Below are 17,273 nucleotides of genomic sequence, written 5' to 3' on the forward strand. Positions count from 1 at the left end.
GATGACGAGGATGAAAAATGACACAGTTACAAGAAGCATTTCTTTATGAACTTAAAAGTCAGGCAAAATTTACAGTAGCAGAGTATGCGACACTATATATTAAGTACCACAGCCTAGCTGTTGAAGAAGAAAAAAGTAAGGGAGCAGGTGAGCGTCAAGCCAAGAATATGGCTGAGTACTATACACTTAGTGTTTTATCTGACTTTATAGGCAACGAAAACACTATGGCAAGAATAATAGCCCTTTACAAATCAGCTTGATTTTCAGTTGCTATTAGCCATTTTTTTTGCAAGATAATTTGCAGTTGGATAATCTACTGTATTAATATGAAGAACAATCCACTCAGGTGATCTACGTATAAAATCAGTAATTTTTGAAACTTTTTTATAATTTTTCCAGTTTTTGATGGCTTGGTTAAGCTCTTCTAAGAACATGTCATGTGCTGTCTTATGCATATCATACGAAGGAAAATCATACTTTTTCATTAAGCGTTCTTCATTGGCAAAGTGCTTATGAACGTGTTTAACATACTCTTGTATCTTTTGCTCTAGTTCTTCTAAAGTAGCTTCACCACGATCATATGAAATAGCAAGATTATCTATAGCGTTAAGAATCTTAATCTCATCTTCATGTGTTTGTTGCATCTCTTCAACTTGTTCAATATATACTAATGCCAAAAGAACTCCTTTTCTTTTATTATAGTATGAAATGAGAAATGAAAGCTTGATTAAAATTATTAGCAAATTTCGTTTACAAAAGTTTTAATTATTGAGATTTAAACTAGTGAAAATTGTTAATAGCATTTTAAAATGGATGTAGTAATATGAACAGCAAATTAACTTTAAAGGAAATAAAATGGCAGTTCGTATTACAGACTTATGTATTTCATGTGACGCTTGTTTAGATGAGTGTCCAACGGCGTCAATAGTGAATGAAGATGATAACCCAACCGGAGAGGACACATACTATGTCAATCCGGCAACTTGTACGGAATGTATAGGTGATCATGATAGCCCTGCCTGTCAGGCTGCATGTCCTACTGATGGCTGTATCGTGTGGGATCTTCCATATGATGAAGAGCATAAGGCACATTTTGAAGGTAATGACCTTTATGTATTAGGAGAAGATGCGGCTAATAACCAAGAATTTCGTCCAGAAGTATCAATGGAAGACAGAAAAGCTGGCGATGTAGACAGCGTTATAGAATAAGCTTTTTCAAGCATATATAAAAAGAGGGATAGTTCCTCTTTTTAAAATAATTTCAATAAAATAATATAAAAGTATCCTTCCTCAGTATTCCCAATTTATTTAACTTTATAAATTTACTATAAGAAAGATTGTATAATCAAAAAAATATGATAGAGACAGAGTATAAAGGACAATTTATATGTTAGAGTACGATAAAGAGCACATTCTTCACCCCTATGCCCCTTCAAATCCAGCCTTAGATATGACATTTGTAAAATCAGCAAAAGGTGTCTACCTTGAGTTAGATGATGGAAAAAAAATAATAGATGCAATGTCATCATGGTGGTCTGTCATTCATGGATATAATGTAGAGTCTTTAAATAATGCAGCAGTGGAGCAAATATCAAAGGTTTCTCATGTAATGTTTGGTGGAATCACTCATGAGCCTGCAATTCGTTTAGCAAAAAAACTTATAGAGATTACAGATAAACCTTTAGAGAGAGTCTTTTTTAGTGACTCTGGCTCGGTAGCTGTTGAGGTTGCTTTAAAAATGGCATTTCAATATTGGAGATCACAGGGTAACAGTCAAAAAAGTAAAATATTAGCTTTTTCTAAAGGCTATCATGGAGATACATTTGGAGCAATGAGTGTATGTGATCCTGTGACGGGTATGCATACAGCATTTGAAGGCATTCTTCATAAAAATATATTTGCTGAGGCTCCTGGATGTGCTTATGCTGAGCAGTGGGATGAGAAGTATATTTGTGATTTTGCATCAAAGTTAGAGCAAAATCACGAAGAGATAGCTGCAGTTATCATCGAGCCTATAGTTCAAGGCGCTGGTGGTATGAGAATGTACTCAGCAGAATTTTTAAAATCAGTACGAGTTTTATGTGATAAATATGATGTTTTATTGATTCTTGATGAGATAGCTACAGGGTTTGGTAGAACGGGAAAATTATTTGCATATGAGCATGCTACTGTTTCGCCAGATATTTTATGTGTTGGTAAAGCATTAACAGGTGGGTATATGTCTTTAGCAGCTACACTTACGACAAAAAACGTTATGCGTGGAGTAGAGTCAAATGGAAATGTTTTGATGCACGGTCCAACATTTATGGCAAATCCTCTAGCTTGTGCAGTTGCAAATGCAAGTTTAGAGCTACTATTTGATTCGCCTTGGCAGCAAAGAGTCTTGGCAATTGAGCTTCAACTCAAAGAAGAATTAGCTCAATGTAATACTCTTGATGTAGTAGAAGAAGTCCGTGTCTTAGGCGCAATAGGTGTGGTTGAACTCAACAGAGATGTTGATTTGGCATGGATGACACAAAAGTTTATTGATAAAGGTGTATGGCTTAGACCTTTTTTAAATCTTGTTTACATTATGCCCCCATATATCATCTCACCGAAAGAGTTAACTCAAGTAACACAAGCAATAGTTGATGTTTTAAAAGAGTTTACGTGTTACGATACATCACGGTGAATGAACATTCATACATATGATTTATGATCTTTTTAATTGAAAATTATATTTTAAGTTTTAATGTAATATAATTTTAAATAAAATAATTAAGTTTAAATTAATAAAGAGGTCTTATGGATAATAATGAAACATGTATAAGGATGTATTGTGAATCTGAAGGACGTTGTCATGGCATTGTGTTAGTTCATTTTAGTGATGAACAAAAACATAAAATTCTTTCTCAGGTAGATGAACTTGCACATAGACATAGAGTCTCCCCCGATTTGACAACGCGTAATATGGGGAAATATGGTGAAGTGTTTATAGAGTTTTATGATGATTATCATCATGAAGATGCTTGTTTTTTTGAAGATTTAGTAGATACTCTTGGTGCTAAATTATGTGACTGTGAGGAGTTGTCATGAGTAAAGTTGTACCAAAAGTATTTAGGATAAATACAGGGAGTTGTAATGGGTGTGATGTAGAGTTTGTGGCAGCTGCATTTGTAGATAAGTTTCATATTGCAACATCAGATGTTGAATTTGTTGATGATGTGAAAGATGCAAACCTTTTAGTGATAACAGGACCACTCACAGCACGAAGTGAATCATTTTTAAAAAATGCACTCACAAAATTAAAAAAACCGTTTACTGTAGTTGGTGTGGGGACTTGTTCTGTGAGTTGTGGAATTTTTAGAGATTCTTATGCTATCAATGGACCGTTAGATAAGTTTGTAGATGTTGATGTAAATGTTGCTGGGTGTCCTCCTCGTCCTGAATCTATTGCCGAAGGAATTGCAAAGGGGATTAAGGTTCTTGAGCAAAAATTGAGTGGTGAAGTAACGCCAAAAACAATTGATACTATTTTTAGTGATTTTTCAGCACCTGCAAGTTTTCGTGGGAGAATGGATCTCAATCCTGATATGTGTACAGGATGTAGAACTTGTGAGACTGTATGTCCTTCAACGGCTATAAAGATTGAAGAAAATGAGGAAGGTTTTATCCATAATATCTGGCACAATAGTTGTTGTTATTGTGGAAACTGTGCATACTTCTGCCCAACAGGTGCAATTTTTTCTACAAATAGTTTTGATACTGTTAAACTGCAAAATGAAAAATTTTCTGATGTGAATGTTGCCAATATCCCTTTTGAAGAGTGTAGCTGTTGTGGAGAGAAATATATGCCACCTTCTCGCGGACTTCTTGGAAAATCATATGTGCATGATGATGTTAATAAACTTAATACAAATATTTGTTCCAAATGTAGAAAAGAAGCTAATTTTAAAAGGATGTACGCATGAAAATAGAAGAATTCAATAATGCAATTAAGACAAAAATAGCGGGAGGGTATCTTTTTAGAGAGGATAAAGATAATTATGGCAATTTAAGTGCATGGATTACTTTACAAGATAAAAAAGATATTGAAACTATTGCAAAAACTGTCAAAGCATACAAAGGACGATGTGTTGTTGCAACAGGCTATAAAAATGAAGATAAAGAGGGGCATACTGTAATTTATCATTTTGATATTGATGGAACACTTATAAATGTAGAACTCTTTACTGAAAATGAAACGATAGTCTCTATTACTCCTATTTTACCAAGTGCTAATTGGGCAGAGAGGGAGTTGCGTGAGATGTATGCAGTTGAGCCGATAGGGCATCCAAACAAAGATAGACTCTTTTTAGATTACTCTATTGCAAAAGGGGTACTTAATGAGTACATTTCACTATCAAAAATGCAACTTGGCGTGAGTGATACAGATATTTTATGGAACAATGTAAAAAAGGAGTGTAAAGTATGACTCAAAAAATCACCATAGGACCATTTAGTCCAGAACTTGAAGAGTCGGTATATTTTAAGTTAGAAGCCGATGAAGAAAGAACTATAACACACGTTGAGATTATTAATGGTTTTATTCATAGAGGGATGGAGTCTTTAGTTACAAAAAAGAACTTCATGCAAAATCTTATTTTAACAGAGCGTGTTTGTTCACTTTGTTCGAACAACCATCCTTTTACATATGCCTTAGCTGTTGAAAAAATTGCAGGTATAAAAGTTCCGATGCGAGCAGAGGCATTAAGAGTAATTGCAGATGAGGTTAAAAGAGTTGCATCTGATCTTTTTAATCTCTCTATGTTAACCCATTTGGCACATAATCATGAGCTAATGCGTGATACCATGAACACAAGAGAACATATGCAAGACCTCAAAGAAATTATTTGGGGAAATAGAATGGATATGAGTGCAAACCTTTTAAGTGGAACAAAATATGATTTGGATGAGCGTAAAATCAAGCTTATTTTAGAGACACTTGATATTGTTGAACCAAAATTAAGAGATTTACAAGAGCGTTATGAAACAGATGAGCAACTTCGTAAAAAAACTGTTGGAGTAGGTGTCTTACCAAAAGAGGACGCTTTAGAAATTGGGGTAACTGGGCCAGTCGCAAGAGGAAGTGGGATCAATAACGATGTTCGTGTCAAAGCTCCTTATTCATTATATGCTTATCGTCCCAAATTGCGACCAAAAGTGACACTCAGAGAAGAGGGTGATGTGCATGCTCGTGCTATGGCGCGTTTTGGAGATATTTTAGAAGCTGTTCGTATTATTCGAGATGTTGTTGCAGACATGCCAGAGGGTGATACATATGTTGAAAAGCGACCACATATTCCAGCAGGAGAAGCAGTTGTAAGAACAGAAGCCCCTCGTGGAGAACTTATCTATTATTTAAAAACGGATGGTTCACAAAAACCTGTAAGAATGCGCTGGAAAGTACCAACTTTTACAAATTGGGAAGCATTAAAAGTGATGATTTTGGGTGACAAGGTGGATAATGTAACGATGATTTTAAATAGTATCGATCCATGTATATCTTGTACTGAGCGATAGGAGAGTAGTGTGAGAAATAACAGATTTATTTATGCAAATCCAGACAAATGTATAGGGTGTATTAATTGTGAATTAGCGTGTAGTGCAAGCCATATGGGGTTAGACATTGATACGGTATATGAGATGGCATTACAAGGCAAAGAGATAGCCCCATCAAGAAACAAGGTTTTAAAAGTTGATGGTAAAACTGCTCCAATGCAGTGTATGCAGTGTCCTGATGCTCCATGTCTTGAAGGCTGTCCTGTTGATATTATTAAGTTTGAAGATGGATATGTAAAATATTATGAGACAGATTGCATAGGATGTACAAGTTGTGATATGGTTTGCCCATATGGTGCTGTTGTTATGGCTGCAAATATTAAACCTGATGCACCGGTAAGTCAAATGGTTGCCTTAACATGTGACTTATGTGGTGGCGAAAATGGAAAACAAGCATGTATAAACATTTGTCCAACAGATGCTATTGCATTGATTGATTATGAGCAGTTTGATATGATGATGGAAAAAAGAGCATAAAGTAATGCATGAATATACTATTGTGCAATCAATGCTTGACTTATGCGAGAAGCATGCAAATGGCAAAGAAGTGACAAAACTTGCTGTAAAAATTGGAAAGATGAGTGGGATTGAGCCTCATTTTCTCAGAGAGAGTTTTGACGTTTTCAAAGAAGATACACTTTGTCATAATGCTACTATGGAGATGGAACTCATTGATATAACAATAAAATGTAGTGATTGTCAAAAAGAAGCAATGGTAGATAGTTTTAATTTTTATTGTCCTTATTGTGGCGGAGGTAACACTGAAGTGCTCACAGGGCAAGAGATGCATATAGATTATATAGAAGTGAAGGAAGCATAATGGAGAGAAAGAAACAGTATTTAAAAATCAAAAAGTCAACGCCAAGAAAAAGAGATGCAAATGAGAGAAAGGTTGATTTTCAACCAACTTACCATCTTTTTAGTAAGGAAGAAGCTGACACACAATCACTTCGTTGCATAAAGTGTCCGGTTGATTTGCTTAAAGATATGAGTGGTGAGTTTAGCTTTTGTAGAACGGGTTGTCCTTTAGAAAACAAAATTCCGCTATGGATAGAAGCGACAAGGAAAGGTGATATTAAAACAGCTTTTGCCCTAAGTAACGAAATTTCACCATTTCCAGAGATTTTAGGAATGGTTTGTCCCCATGATGTCTTATGTCAAGGTGGGTGTACAATTGCAAAAACCGAGAGTGGAAGTGTGACTATCGGTGCTATTGAAGTATACCTTAATGAACAGGCTTTTAAGATGGGACTTAAGCCTGATTATGGACATAACAGAGAAAAAATTGGTAAAAAAGTAGCTGTTATAGGGAGTGGTCCTGCAGGTATGAGCTGTGCAACATTTCTGTTAAGAGGTGGGGTTGAGGTTGATATGTTTGAAAAATCGGATCGTCCTGGGGGGCTTTTAACTTACGGAATCCCTAACTTCAAGATAAAAAAAGATGTAATTTTACGACGCTTTGGCTGGATGCAAGAAGCAGGTATGAATTTACATCTCAACACAGATATTAAAGATTCAGAGCAATTAAAATCAATGCTTGATGAGTATGATGCTATATTTGTAGGATTGGGTGCGCCTAGTAGTCGTGGCGCTAGAATGAAAAATGAGGATGCGCATGGTGTCTATCATGTTATGGATATATTAAAGCATGCGCAAAAAAGGGTTTTTGAAGATTTTTATGAATCAATTTTAGAAGGCAAAGATGTTGTAGTTATTGGTGGTGGAGATTCTGCTATGGATGCTGTGAGAACTTCAGTGCGAATGAAAGCAAATTCTGTTCGTTGTGCATATAGACGCGACCAGGCAAATATGCCAGGAAGTCAGAAAGAAGTTATTAATGCACAAGAAGAGGGTGTCATATTTGAATTTTATACAGCTCCTAAAGAGGTTGTTGTAGATAAGGGTCGCCATGTTCAAGGTCTTATATGCCAAAAAACTCAGCTAGGCAAACCTGATGAAAGTGGAAGAAGAAAACTAGAAGTGATTGAAGGAAGTGAGTTTGAATTAAAGTGTGATGTTATTATTTTAGCACTTGGTTTTGATAATGTTGAATTTCCTTGGTATGATGATGCGCAAATAAATACAGGAAGATGGGGAGACATCATTGTAGATGATGAAAAAAGAACTTCTAATAAAAGAATCTATGCAGGAGGCGATGCTGTTCGTGGAGCAGACTTAGCAGTAACAGCAGCCGCAGATGGGCGTAAAGCTGCTCTTACAATGTTACAAGAGTTTGATATTAAAAATATATAGCTGATTGTGTAAATTTGAAGAGATGAATTGTAGTCATCTCTTAAGAATATTATAGTATCTGTGTTATTTCTATCATTTAGCTATAATTCTATTAATGAAAAAGAAACCAGAATTCAAAGTCGAATCCCCTTATAAGCCAGCAGGTGATCAACCAAAAGCTATAGAGGTTTTAACAAAAAGTATATTAGATGGAAATCGTTATCAGACGCTTGAAGGGGTGACGGGTAGTGGGAAGACACACACTATGGCTAGGGTTATAGAGAATGTAAAGATGCCTACGATCATCATGACACATAACAAAACTTTAGCAGCTCAGTTGTACTCAGAGTTTCGACAGTTTTTTCCTAACAATCATGTAGAGTATTTTGTGTCATATTATGATTACTACCAACCTGAGGCTTACATCCCTCGTCAGGATTTGTTTATAGAAAAAGATAGTGCGATAAATGACGAACTTGAGCGACTGCGTTTAAGCTCTACTGCAAATCTACTCTCTTATGATGATGTTATTGTTATTGCTTCTGTTTCAGCTAATTATGGTCTTGGTGACCCTGAGGAGTACAAAAATATGGTACAGGCTTTAGCAGTTGGAGATGAGATAGTGCAAAAGAAGCTTTTACTGCGTTTAGTGGAGATGGGATACTCTCGTAATGACAGCTACTTTGACAGTGGGCATATTCGTGTTAACGGTGAGAGTATAGATATCTATCCACCGTATTTTGAGCAAGAGGCAATTCGTGTTGAGTTTTTTGGAGACGAGATAGAAGCGATTTATACTTTTGATGTTATTGACAATAAAAAGCTAGAAGAGCACAAAAGTGTAACTATCTATGCGACAAGTCAGTTTAGTGTTTCTCAAGATAAAATGGCAGTAGCGATTAAACGTATAGAAGAAGAACTCGATGAACGACTTGCCTATTTTCAAAAAGAGGGAAAACTGGTAGAGTACCAAAGACTTAAACAGCGTGTGGAGTTTGACTTGGAGATGCTTCAAACTACGGGAATGTGTAAAGGGGTTGAGAACTACTCAAGACTTTTAACAAACAAAAAACCGGGTGAAGCACCTTTTACTCTTCTTGATTATTTTGAGGTAAATCATAAAGATTATCTTGTTATAGTAGATGAGTCACATGTTTCTCTTCCTCAATACCGTGGAATGTATGCAGGAGATAGAGCAAGAAAAGAGGTGCTTGTGGATTATGGGTTTAGGCTGCCTTCTGCACTTGATAACCGTCCTTTAAAAGCAGATGAGTACATTAACAAAGCGCCACATTATCTTTTTGTCTCAGCTACACCTGCCGAGTATGAACTTGAAATGTCGGCTCTCAAAGCTGAGCAAATCATTCGTCCTACTGGTCTTCTTGACCCTATCATCGAGATAAAATCTTCTGATAATCAAGTTGAAGATATTCATGATGAGATAAAAAAAACTATCGTAAAAGATGAAAGAGTACTCATTACTGTTTTGACAAAAAAAATGGCTGAAGCTTTAACAAAATATCTCGCTGACTTAGGTATAAAAGTACAATATATGCATTCAGATATTGATACGATAGAACGTAACCAGATTATACGCTCACTGCGTTTAGGAGAATTTGATGTCCTTATAGGTATCAATCTTCTTCGTGAAGGTCTAGATTTACCTGAGGTTTCTCTTGTGGCTATTTTAGATGCAGATAAAGAGGGCTTTTTAAGAAGTGAAACGGCTCTTGTTCAAACTATTGGGCGAGGGGCTAGAAATGAAAATGGACGCGTGATTTTATATGCGAATAAGATGACTGGTTCCATGCAACGCGCTATTGACAAAACAAATGCAAGACGTGAAATTCAAGAAGCACATAACAAAAAATATGGTATTACACCAAAAACAACTAAAAGAACTTTAGATGAAAACTTGAAGCTAGAAGATCATGGCGGTTTGTATCAAAAGCATAAAAAAATGGATAAAATACCAGCGAGTGAAAGAAAAGCTATCATAAAAGAGCTTTCTTTAAAAATGAAAGCTGCCGCTAAAGAGTTGAATTTTGAAGAAGCAGCTCGTCTTCGTGATGAAATTACTAAAATAAAAAAACTATAAAATAAGATATTTATTACAATAAAAGAGAGAAATATGGAAGATACATTAACAAACTTAGCAACGTACGGATATATAGGACTTTTCATCTACTCCCTTGGTGGTGGGTTTGTTGGTCTTATTGCAGCAAGTGTGTTGAGTTTTATGGGTAAAATGGATTTGAGTTTATCTATTGGTGTCGCCTTTGCAGGAAATGCAATAGGGGATGTTTTACTTTTTTGGCTTACACGCTATCAAAAAGGTATGATGGTAGAGAATTTAAGAAAGCACAGAAGAAAAGTGGCCCTAGCTCATGTCCTGATGAAGAAGCATGGTGACTGGGTGATTTTTATTCAAAAGTTTATCTATGGACTCAAAACAATTGTACCTATTGCTATAGCCTTAACAAAATACGACTTTAAAAAGTTTGCTATTTTAAATCTCTTTGCGGCAGCTATTTGGGCGTTGGCATTTGGGCTGAGTAGTTACTACTTTGGTGCAGTTCTTAGTAAATTTGCGGTTTATATCAGTGAAAACAAATGGCTTGCACCCCTTATACTTTTAGCGATTGGTGGGGTGGTTTGGCTCTATCTTGAAAAGGTTACGAAGAAAAAATAAAAAGGTGAAAGTAGAAAAGCTTTTTAGCTTTCTACTTTTGGACCTGCTGCAGAGAAATCAAATTCACTATCTGCATCTTGGTATCGTTTGAAGTTTTCTTCAAACATTTTTGCTAGTTTGTCACGTGTTTGATCATAGGCTTCTTTATCTGCCCAAGCATTTCTAGGGTTAAGAAGTTCAGGGTTGATATCTCCTAATGTTTTAGGAACTTGAAGTCTAAAAGTTTTAATGGTGTCAAACTCACTCTCTTTGATACTACCATCTAGGATTGCATTAATACAAGCCCGTGTGTCTTTAAGGCTCATACGTTTACCGACTCCATACTCACCACCAGTCCAGCCTGTGTTGACAAGATATACATTTACATTATGTTTATCTATTTTTTCACCTAGTAGTTTCGCGTAGTCTGTTGGATGTAAAGTCATAAATGCTTCACCAAAACAAGCTGAGAATGTTGCAACAGGTTCTGTAATACCACGTTCAGTTCCTGCAACTTTCGCAGTATAACCACTTAAAAAGTAGTACATTGCTTGTTCGCGAGAGAGTTTTGATACTGGAGGTAAAACACCAAATGCATCAGCAGATAAAAAGATAATGTTTTGAGGATGTCCTGCCATTAAATCTGGTTTATGGTTTACGATATGCTCAATAGGGTATGAAACACGAGTGTTTTCAGTTTTGCTGTCATCATCATAATCAACATCATTGTCATCTTTTAAAACTACATTCTCTAATAGCGCATCTTTTCGAATAGCAGCAAAAATTTCTGGTTCATTTTCAGCTTTAAGATTGATGACTTTTGCATAACAGCCACCTTCAAAGTTGAAAACACCGTCATCATCCCAACCATGTTCATCATCACCGATAAGCGCTCGTTTTGGATCAGTACTAAGTGTAGTTTTTCCAGTTCCACTCAAACCAAAGAAAAGTGCTGTGTCATCATTGTCACCAACATTTGCAGAACAATGCATAGAGAGTTTACCCTCAAGTGGAAGCCAGTAGTTCATCATTGAAAAGATACCCTTTTTCAACTCTCCACCGTACCATGTTCCACCGATGATAGCCATATTACGTTCAACATCAAAAAGAACAAAAACTTCTGAGTTCATATTGTGTTCTTTCCATTTGTCATTCACAGCTTTACATGCACTCAGGACTGTAAAGTCTGATGAGAAGTTTTCAAGTTCTTCTTCTGTTGGACGAATGAACATATTTTTAACAAAGTGTGATTGCCATGCGATTTCTGTAATAAAACGAATAGATTTTTTTGAAGCAGGACTTGCACCACTAAATACATCAGTCACATATAAATTATTTCCCGAGAGTTGCTCACGTGATAGATCTAAAAGTTCATTAAAAATCTCTTCACTTATCTTTTGATTTACATCACCCCATGCTATATGCTGATTTGATGGTGCGCGATCAACAAAGTACTTGTCTTTTGGACTACGACCTGTAAAGATACCAGTGTCAACAGTTGCTGCACCACTTTTGGTTTCTCTTACTTCGCCATTTTCAAGTTCATGTTTTAGCAACTCATCATAGCCAAGGTTATGATAAACCTTGCCAACATTCTTGATCCCTAAGTCTTCTAATTCTTTCGTTAAGTTCATACTTTACCTTTTGGCATAAATAAAATAGATACTTTCAAAACCGTATCTTTTCTCTAAGAGCGAAATTATACTACGTATAAACCTAAATTAAAAGAAAAACGACACTATTCTATGTAATATTATGAAAAGTTACAATCTATTAAAAAAAATCTTAAGAACAAAAATTAGTTTAAGAATGATTTGCTAGAATTACACCTCTAAAACAAAACGCTCGATTAACTCAGTGGTAGAGTACTACCTCGACAAGGTAGGAGTCACTGGTTCAAATCCAGTATCGAGCACCATTTTTTTAAAAACCTTCCATATCTTTTGTATAAATAAAATAAACCCCTTGACCTGTATCATGAACATCTACATCAACCCTTAATGATGGTGCTAAGCTATACTGTAAAATAACACTTGAGGCGACATCATTTTTATATAAAATACGAATTTTTTTGTTAAAACGTGCACCGACTTCATACCCGAGTGTTCCATTTTCATTATTAAGAATATTAAGAGTATCGACTTTAATCCCTGTTCCTTTGTTGAAGATGGTTTTAATTCCTGTGCCTAGTATAAGATAGTTGATGGACATTTTACTAGCAAGACCGGAATTGTCAAAAAGAGTGTCGGCTGGCTCATCAAATAAAATGTAAGACATAATGTCATTTTGGCTCATAGCAGGGTTTGATGAAAAGATTAATATAGGAGCATTGAGTGTATTTGTGATGAGAATGATAATATCTTTGTAATCTATAGTCTGATAATGGAGTTTGAGATTGAGTTGTGGATTAAAGTGAGCTTTCCCTGTAAAAATAACTTCACTTTTATCGTTTTTATCAAAACTGAACTCCTTGTCTTGTGCCATTACTTTGCCCCTGAGTATTGTTACTTTTCCTTTATATTTTATTTTTTTGCCAGCATCTTTTAAGACAAAAACATCTGGGATAAATAAAACATCAGCCTGTTTTGTTTTGTATCGGATGGGGTTTACTGCGATAAGATTGATATTGAGATGGAGATTGGAACTTTTTTCTTTTTGCATATCTTGCACTATGATGATATCGTCGTCCGAAATAGCATAATCATGTTGTGGTAGATAAGAGATATTGCCACTAAGTAAAGTGATATTTCCATCTATATCTTGTCTGGCAGTGTTTTCTACATCTATATTGATATTTGTACTTGCATGTAGGTTCATATTGTGTGTTTTTACAGCAAAGTTGTCACTATGGAGATTGAGTTTCATACGACTTTGAAATGGATGAATGATACCTTTTAAAATCAGATTATCATAAACGCAGAACTCATCAACATAAATTGTAGCATTGTTATCGAGATGAATGTGAGAAAGTTTATTTGAGTAAAACTTTTGTTCTTTGTATTTTGTTTTGTAATTGTAAATATTTATAACTTTATTTTTATAGCTTGAACGAATGAGAGTGTCTGTTAAAACATACTTGTTTTGCGAATTTGTTCTCGCACTCAGCCAAGGGGCTTCTACAGTATTGAGCATAGAAAAAGTATCTTTAAAGTTTAAAGTAGAGTTTATATTGACTGCTCCATCATACACAGTTTGCTCGTTTTTTGAAACAAGTTGTAGTTCGTGTAAAAGTTTATTTATTGAGGCTATTGTTGTATGGATTTTGATGGAGGGTTGCATTTTATGGTTGATTTTACCCTTGAGCGTGAAAATAGCTGAACTCAGGTTCCCATATCCATCGATAGATTCTCCTTGTTTGTTTATAAAGAGATGAAGCTGATTGGCATTAATGCTTAGATTACTTGAAGTGTTGTACTCATTGTAAATAATATCTATCGGGGTAAAGAGTTTGAGGTTGTATTTTTTATAAAATTTATTTTGAAGTTTAGGCTCTACTTCCGTAGTCAGCTGTAGAGCGTTATTTTTATATTTAAATGTACCGTTTAGATGAGCTAGTGAATCTTCAGTGTGAAATATTGTATCGATATTTAAAGGAGAAAGAACAACAGCCGAGTAGGAGTTTAGTGAAAAGCGATGTCTCTTTATCTTGTTTGGTAGTGCATCAAAAAAAGAAAGCTGCATTTTTTGATTTTTCAGTTTTACATAATATTTGTTAAAGTCATTAGATACTGCGTTTAGATGATAGTCTGAACTGTTTATATCAAAACTAATATGCTCAAAGTTTCCGCTAATATTTGCATCAAAATTATCTACTGGAATGATTTTTGGATGTTTTACTAAAACAACATTGGCTGTGGAGTGATATTCTCCATCAAGGTTTATTTCACCAGACTGTTTGACTTTTGCAAGCTTGTCCAGATACTTGAGATTATAATCATACTTTGCAGTGTATTTTTTATCATGAAAAAGATAGCTGAGCGTGAGCTTTTGATTGCTAAGAACGATATTGTTATTTTCACGCAGTACAAAATAGTCTATGAAAGTGCTTAGTTGCACATTGTCTTTATCTAGTGCAATATCTACGGCAAGGTAATGAGGTATCTTTTGAATAAAATGAAGATAATGTTTACAAACATAGTCTGAGAGAACAACATTCTTGGAGTGAGCCTTGAGTCTATTGTTGTCTATTTTTCCTTCAATCACTGCGTTTGCATAAAAGGAATGAAGATTTAAAAAGAAATGTTTTGTAGAAAAAGTTTTGTTATACACAAGATTTTTAGTTGTAAAATCAAAAAGGTATTTTTTCCCCTCAATAATGAGTGTTGTTTTCTTCAGTTTGATATCCAGAACTTTAAAAGGGATGATATCAAGTTTACTACTTTGTTCATTATAAGGTATCTTATCAAGATTGAGGTAGAGGTTTTGTGTTTTGATAGTTTTAATGATTGGCTCCAACTCCACAAAAGAAAGTAGTTTGTAATTGAGTTGGATTTTTTTTGCTTTGAGTATATTCTTATACTTTACATCATAGAGTATTACACCGTTAAATAGTGTACCTTGAACCTTTGAATAGTGTACATCATTTGTTTTCAAAAACTTTTCAGCTAAAAATACAAGAGTATATTTGTGCGTAAGTATAATCGTGATGATAAATAATACAATACTTAAAAAGATAGTTGTTCGATGAAAAAAATGATAGGTAGTTTTTATCAAAACAACTCTCCAATATGAAAATGCAAAGCATGCTGCTCAAGAGGGCGAAGTGGATCAAAACCAAAATCTATAGCAAGTGGACCAATAGGTGTCTTATACCGTAAGCCAAAACCGGTACTGTAATACCCAACAGTATTATCTGGAATGTAGTTTTGCCCAATAAAAGTGTTATCATTAAAAATGACACCATTAAAGTCATCATAAATGTGAAATCTATATTCGGCGGTTGTCTCGATGATGGAGTTAAATCCTACGGGGTCGTTGTTGTCATTTTTTGGTCCAAGAAGACGGTAGCCATAGGCTCGATTACTGTTCATCCCTCCGGCAAAAAAACGATAAGATGGCGGAACAGCTCCTTCGTAGGTATGGAGTGAGCCAACACGTACCTTAAACGCAGCGATAGAAGGTTCAAGGGGTAGGATATAGCCACCTGTTACATCTAGCTTATAGTAAGTTGCATCAGAGTAGTTGCCTAAAACTGAGCCTTGCAAAAGAGTGTTAAGAAAGTAGCCCTTTGTTGGATCGAGAATTTTGTCTCTTGTATTATACCGCCAGATAAGCTCAGGAGAGATAAGTAATAAATTTGATTGGGGAAAAAGAGCGAGATTACTACTGTCATAAGTTTTTGAGGTGTCTATAATGAGACTCTCTTGAAAGATATTTGTCTCATCTCTTTGTCTCAAAAAACCTTTAGCAAGTACACGACTCTCTTTAAAACCAAAGAAATCTTCATTTTCGACACTAATTTGTGAACCGAACATATTAAAATTTATCATAGGCATTGTGAAGTCAAGTTTTACTGATTGTTTTATCTTTGTAACTTTTGTCGTAAGAGCAATAGTCTTGAGGTTGCCGAGAAAATTTCTGTGTTTGATTCCAACAGAAGCACTAGGACCCTCATCACTGCTTATACCAAGCCCCATTTGAAAACGTATAGGCTTTTTTGTTTCTTTGACTTTGACTGTTGCATTTACATCATACTTGTTATAGATAACTGTGTCGATAAGTGCTTGAGAAATTCCATCATATGCATAAAGATTTCTATAACTTTTATCGACGCTCTCATGCGTATAAGGCTCATTTGTTTTGATGTAAAGTAAAGAGGATATGATGTCTTTATGAATGTTCTTTGGACTAAAAATTTCTATATTTCTAAAAAAACATATATTGTTGGGCTCTATTTTGTATATGATTTTTGCACTATTTTTTTCTATGTCGATGTAGGCTTTTGTTTCATACTCTGCATTACAGTATCCCTTGTCTTCATACGTAAATCTTAAATCTTTTTTACTTTGAATGAATTTCTGAGCATCAAAAATATCACCTACTTGAAAAGGAATCGTGTCATTTATATCCAAAGAAGAGTTGATTATTATTTTAGATATTTTGATAGGTACGCTTTCGTTGATATCAAGGGTAACACTTTTATTTTTTATATGTGATGTGATCTGCGCATGATAAAAACCATGTGATTTATAAAAGTCTTTTAAGGTATCTATTGCGATAGAAAGGATTTTTGGATTTATTGTTGGCTCAGCCTTGTAAAATTCATAGGCATAGGGTTTATAGATATCTAAAGCTTCATAGAGTTCTCTTTCACTCAGGTGTTTATTTCCTTGAAAATAGAGTAAATAAGACTCTGCAAAAAGATTTGATGTTAGTAGTAATAAAAAAAGTATTTGTTTGATTTTCATTGAATAAGAGTATAGCATATTGAAGTAAAAAATTGGTGGAGCTGTGCGGATTACAACTATGCCTTTTTTATGTCCTTATTCTGATTAGTATAAAAAAACGCTCCCTAAAACACTCCCTAAAATTCTTTGCTTAAATTTTTTTGCAAAACAACATTTTTATGATGTCTACTAAGTAAACTATTGGCATCAATGCCAACAATAAAAATATTATAGCAATTAATCCTGTAAAAGTTGCCACTACTGGAGAAATCATTATAAAAAAGATAAAATCATCACTAAATATTTTCATATCATCAAAAACAAATATGCAAAAGCCAACAACATAAGAGGCTAAAAAAAGATGATTTTCTAAAAAATTTAACATAATTTTATCTTTTTTGATG

The 17,273-nt window shown here is 34.8% G+C and carries 16 protein-coding genes, 1 tRNA gene and 1 pseudogene; 13 read left to right on the plus strand and 5 right to left on the minus strand.

Annotated features, from left to right (window positions below):
- The first annotated feature begins 17 nt into the window (after window positions 1-17).
- Window positions 18-260 (plus strand): hypothetical protein, encoded by a 243-nt coding sequence (locus tag MV052_RS07220; protein ID WP_297442457.1) that lies wholly within the window; start codon window positions 18-20, stop codon window positions 258-260.
- Window positions 261-263: 3 nt separating this feature from the next.
- Here MV052_RS07220 and MV052_RS07225 read toward each other — a convergent pair whose 3' ends face one another.
- Complete coding sequence (locus MV052_RS07225; protein ID WP_297442460.1) at window positions 264-677, minus strand: hemerythrin family protein; 414 nt, start codon at window positions 675-677, stop codon at window positions 264-266.
- Window positions 678-855: 178 nt separating this feature from the next.
- On the opposite strand from MV052_RS07225, the pseudogene MV052_RS07230 reads away from it, so the two are divergent.
- The 11 genes and pseudogenes from MV052_RS07230 to MV052_RS07280 form a co-directional block, all read left to right on the plus strand.
- Window positions 856-1,062: pseudogene (locus MV052_RS07230) on the plus strand (4Fe-4S dicluster domain-containing protein); the annotation flags it as partial.
- A gap of 325 nt (window positions 1,063-1,387) precedes the next feature.
- The gene (bioA, locus tag MV052_RS07235; RefSeq protein ID WP_297442463.1) at window positions 1,388-2,671 is read left to right on the plus strand and encodes an adenosylmethionine--8-amino-7-oxononanoate transaminase; all 1,284 of its coding nucleotides are present in this window, start codon (window positions 1,388-1,390) and stop codon (window positions 2,669-2,671) included.
- Between the two features lie 113 nt (window positions 2,672-2,784).
- Window positions 2,785-3,075, plus strand: coding sequence for a hypothetical protein (locus tag MV052_RS07240; protein ID WP_297442466.1), 291 nt, complete (start codon window positions 2,785-2,787; stop codon window positions 3,073-3,075).
- Complete coding sequence (locus tag MV052_RS07245; RefSeq protein ID WP_297442469.1) at window positions 3,072-3,950, plus strand: 4Fe-4S dicluster domain-containing protein; 879 nt, start codon at window positions 3,072-3,074, stop codon at window positions 3,948-3,950. The genes MV052_RS07240 and MV052_RS07245 overlap by 4 nt, the downstream gene beginning before the upstream one ends.
- Complete coding sequence (locus MV052_RS07250; protein WP_297442471.1) at window positions 3,947-4,453, plus strand: NADH-quinone oxidoreductase subunit C; 507 nt, start codon at window positions 3,947-3,949, stop codon at window positions 4,451-4,453. The genes MV052_RS07245 and MV052_RS07250 overlap by 4 nt, the downstream gene beginning before the upstream one ends.
- On the plus strand, window positions 4,450-5,541 hold the full coding sequence (locus MV052_RS07255; protein ID WP_297442474.1) for a nickel-dependent hydrogenase large subunit: 1,092 nt from the start codon (window positions 4,450-4,452) through the stop codon (window positions 5,539-5,541). The genes MV052_RS07250 and MV052_RS07255 overlap by 4 nt, the downstream gene beginning before the upstream one ends.
- Before the next feature lie 9 nt (window positions 5,542-5,550).
- The gene (locus MV052_RS07260; RefSeq protein WP_297442476.1) at window positions 5,551-6,057 is read left to right on the plus strand and encodes a 4Fe-4S dicluster domain-containing protein; all 507 of its coding nucleotides are present in this window, start codon (window positions 5,551-5,553) and stop codon (window positions 6,055-6,057) included.
- A gap of 4 nt (window positions 6,058-6,061) precedes the next feature.
- On the plus strand, window positions 6,062-6,400 hold the full coding sequence (gene hypA / locus MV052_RS07265) for a hydrogenase maturation nickel metallochaperone HypA (protein ID WP_297442478.1): 339 nt from the start codon (window positions 6,062-6,064) through the stop codon (window positions 6,398-6,400).
- Entirely contained in the window at window positions 6,400-7,833 is a 1,434-nt protein-coding gene (locus MV052_RS07270; protein ID WP_297442481.1) for a glutamate synthase subunit beta, read from the plus strand. Before hypA ends, MV052_RS07270 begins: the two co-directional genes overlap by 1 nt.
- Window positions 7,834-7,927: 94 nt before the next feature.
- Window positions 7,928-9,910, plus strand: a complete 1,983-nt coding sequence (gene uvrB / locus MV052_RS07275; protein WP_297442484.1) for an excinuclease ABC subunit UvrB — start codon at window positions 7,928-7,930, stop codon at window positions 9,908-9,910.
- Between the two features lie 33 nt (window positions 9,911-9,943).
- Window positions 9,944-10,504 (plus strand): DedA family protein, encoded by a 561-nt coding sequence (locus MV052_RS07280; protein WP_297442487.1) that lies wholly within the window; start codon window positions 9,944-9,946, stop codon window positions 10,502-10,504.
- A 23-nt stretch (window positions 10,505-10,527) separates the two neighbouring features.
- On the opposite strand, the gene pckA is transcribed toward MV052_RS07280, so the two are convergent.
- The gene (gene pckA, locus MV052_RS07285) at window positions 10,528-12,117 is read right to left on the minus strand and encodes a phosphoenolpyruvate carboxykinase (ATP) (RefSeq protein WP_297442490.1); all 1,590 of its coding nucleotides are present in this window, start codon (window positions 12,115-12,117) and stop codon (window positions 10,528-10,530) included.
- A gap of 209 nt (window positions 12,118-12,326) precedes the next feature.
- Here pckA and MV052_RS07290 point away from each other — a divergent pair.
- Window positions 12,327-12,401 (plus strand) — tRNA-Val (locus MV052_RS07290).
- 5 nt (window positions 12,402-12,406) lie between these two features.
- Here the strand turns inward: MV052_RS07290 and MV052_RS07295 are convergent.
- The 3 genes from MV052_RS07295 to MV052_RS07305 form a co-directional block, all read right to left on the minus strand.
- Window positions 12,407-15,196, minus strand: coding sequence for a translocation/assembly module TamB domain-containing protein (locus tag MV052_RS07295; RefSeq protein WP_297442492.1), 2,790 nt, complete (start codon window positions 15,194-15,196; stop codon window positions 12,407-12,409).
- The gene (locus tag MV052_RS07300) at window positions 15,193-16,890 is read right to left on the minus strand and encodes a BamA/TamA family outer membrane protein (RefSeq protein WP_297442495.1); all 1,698 of its coding nucleotides are present in this window, start codon (window positions 16,888-16,890) and stop codon (window positions 15,193-15,195) included. Before MV052_RS07300 ends, MV052_RS07295 begins: the two co-directional genes overlap by 4 nt.
- A gap of 130 nt (window positions 16,891-17,020) precedes the next feature.
- A partial coding sequence (locus MV052_RS07305; protein ID WP_297442498.1) for a hypothetical protein occupies window positions 17,021-17,273 on the minus strand: 253 nt, incomplete at its 5' end.

The organism is Sulfurimonas sp., assembly GCF_026988655.1.
Taxonomy (GTDB): Bacteria; Campylobacterota; Campylobacteria; order Campylobacterales; family Sulfurimonadaceae; genus Sulfurimonas.

Excerpts from the sequence above, each read along its gene's own strand:
- MV052_RS07220 (WP_297442457.1), top strand. The coding sequence starts at position 18 with ATGACACAGTTACAAGAAGCATTTCTTTATGAACTTAAAAGTCAGGCA.
- bioA (WP_297442463.1), top strand. The coding sequence starts at position 1,388 with ATGTTAGAGTACGATAAAGAGCACATTCTTCACCCCTATGCCCCTTCA.
- MV052_RS07240 (WP_297442466.1), top strand. The coding sequence starts at position 2,785 with ATGGATAATAATGAAACATGTATAAGGATGTATTGTGAATCTGAAGGA.
- MV052_RS07245 (WP_297442469.1), top strand. The coding sequence starts at position 3,072 with ATGAGTAAAGTTGTACCAAAAGTATTTAGGATAAATACAGGGAGTTGT.
- MV052_RS07250 (WP_297442471.1), top strand. The coding sequence starts at position 3,947 with ATGAAAATAGAAGAATTCAATAATGCAATTAAGACAAAAATAGCGGGA.
- MV052_RS07255 (WP_297442474.1), top strand. The coding sequence starts at position 4,450 with ATGACTCAAAAAATCACCATAGGACCATTTAGTCCAGAACTTGAAGAG.
- hypA (WP_297442478.1), top strand. The coding sequence starts at position 6,062 with ATGCATGAATATACTATTGTGCAATCAATGCTTGACTTATGCGAGAAG.
- MV052_RS07270 (WP_297442481.1), top strand. The coding sequence starts at position 6,400 with ATGGAGAGAAAGAAACAGTATTTAAAAATCAAAAAGTCAACGCCAAGA.
- uvrB (WP_297442484.1), top strand. The coding sequence starts at position 7,928 with ATGAAAAAGAAACCAGAATTCAAAGTCGAATCCCCTTATAAGCCAGCA.
- MV052_RS07280 (WP_297442487.1), top strand. The coding sequence starts at position 9,944 with ATGGAAGATACATTAACAAACTTAGCAACGTACGGATATATAGGACTT.
- pckA (WP_297442490.1), bottom strand. The coding sequence starts at position 12,117 with ATGAACTTAACGAAAGAATTAGAAGACTTAGGGATCAAGAATGTTGGC.
- MV052_RS07300 (WP_297442495.1), bottom strand. The coding sequence starts at position 16,890 with ATGAAAATCAAACAAATACTTTTTTTATTACTACTAACATCAAATCTT.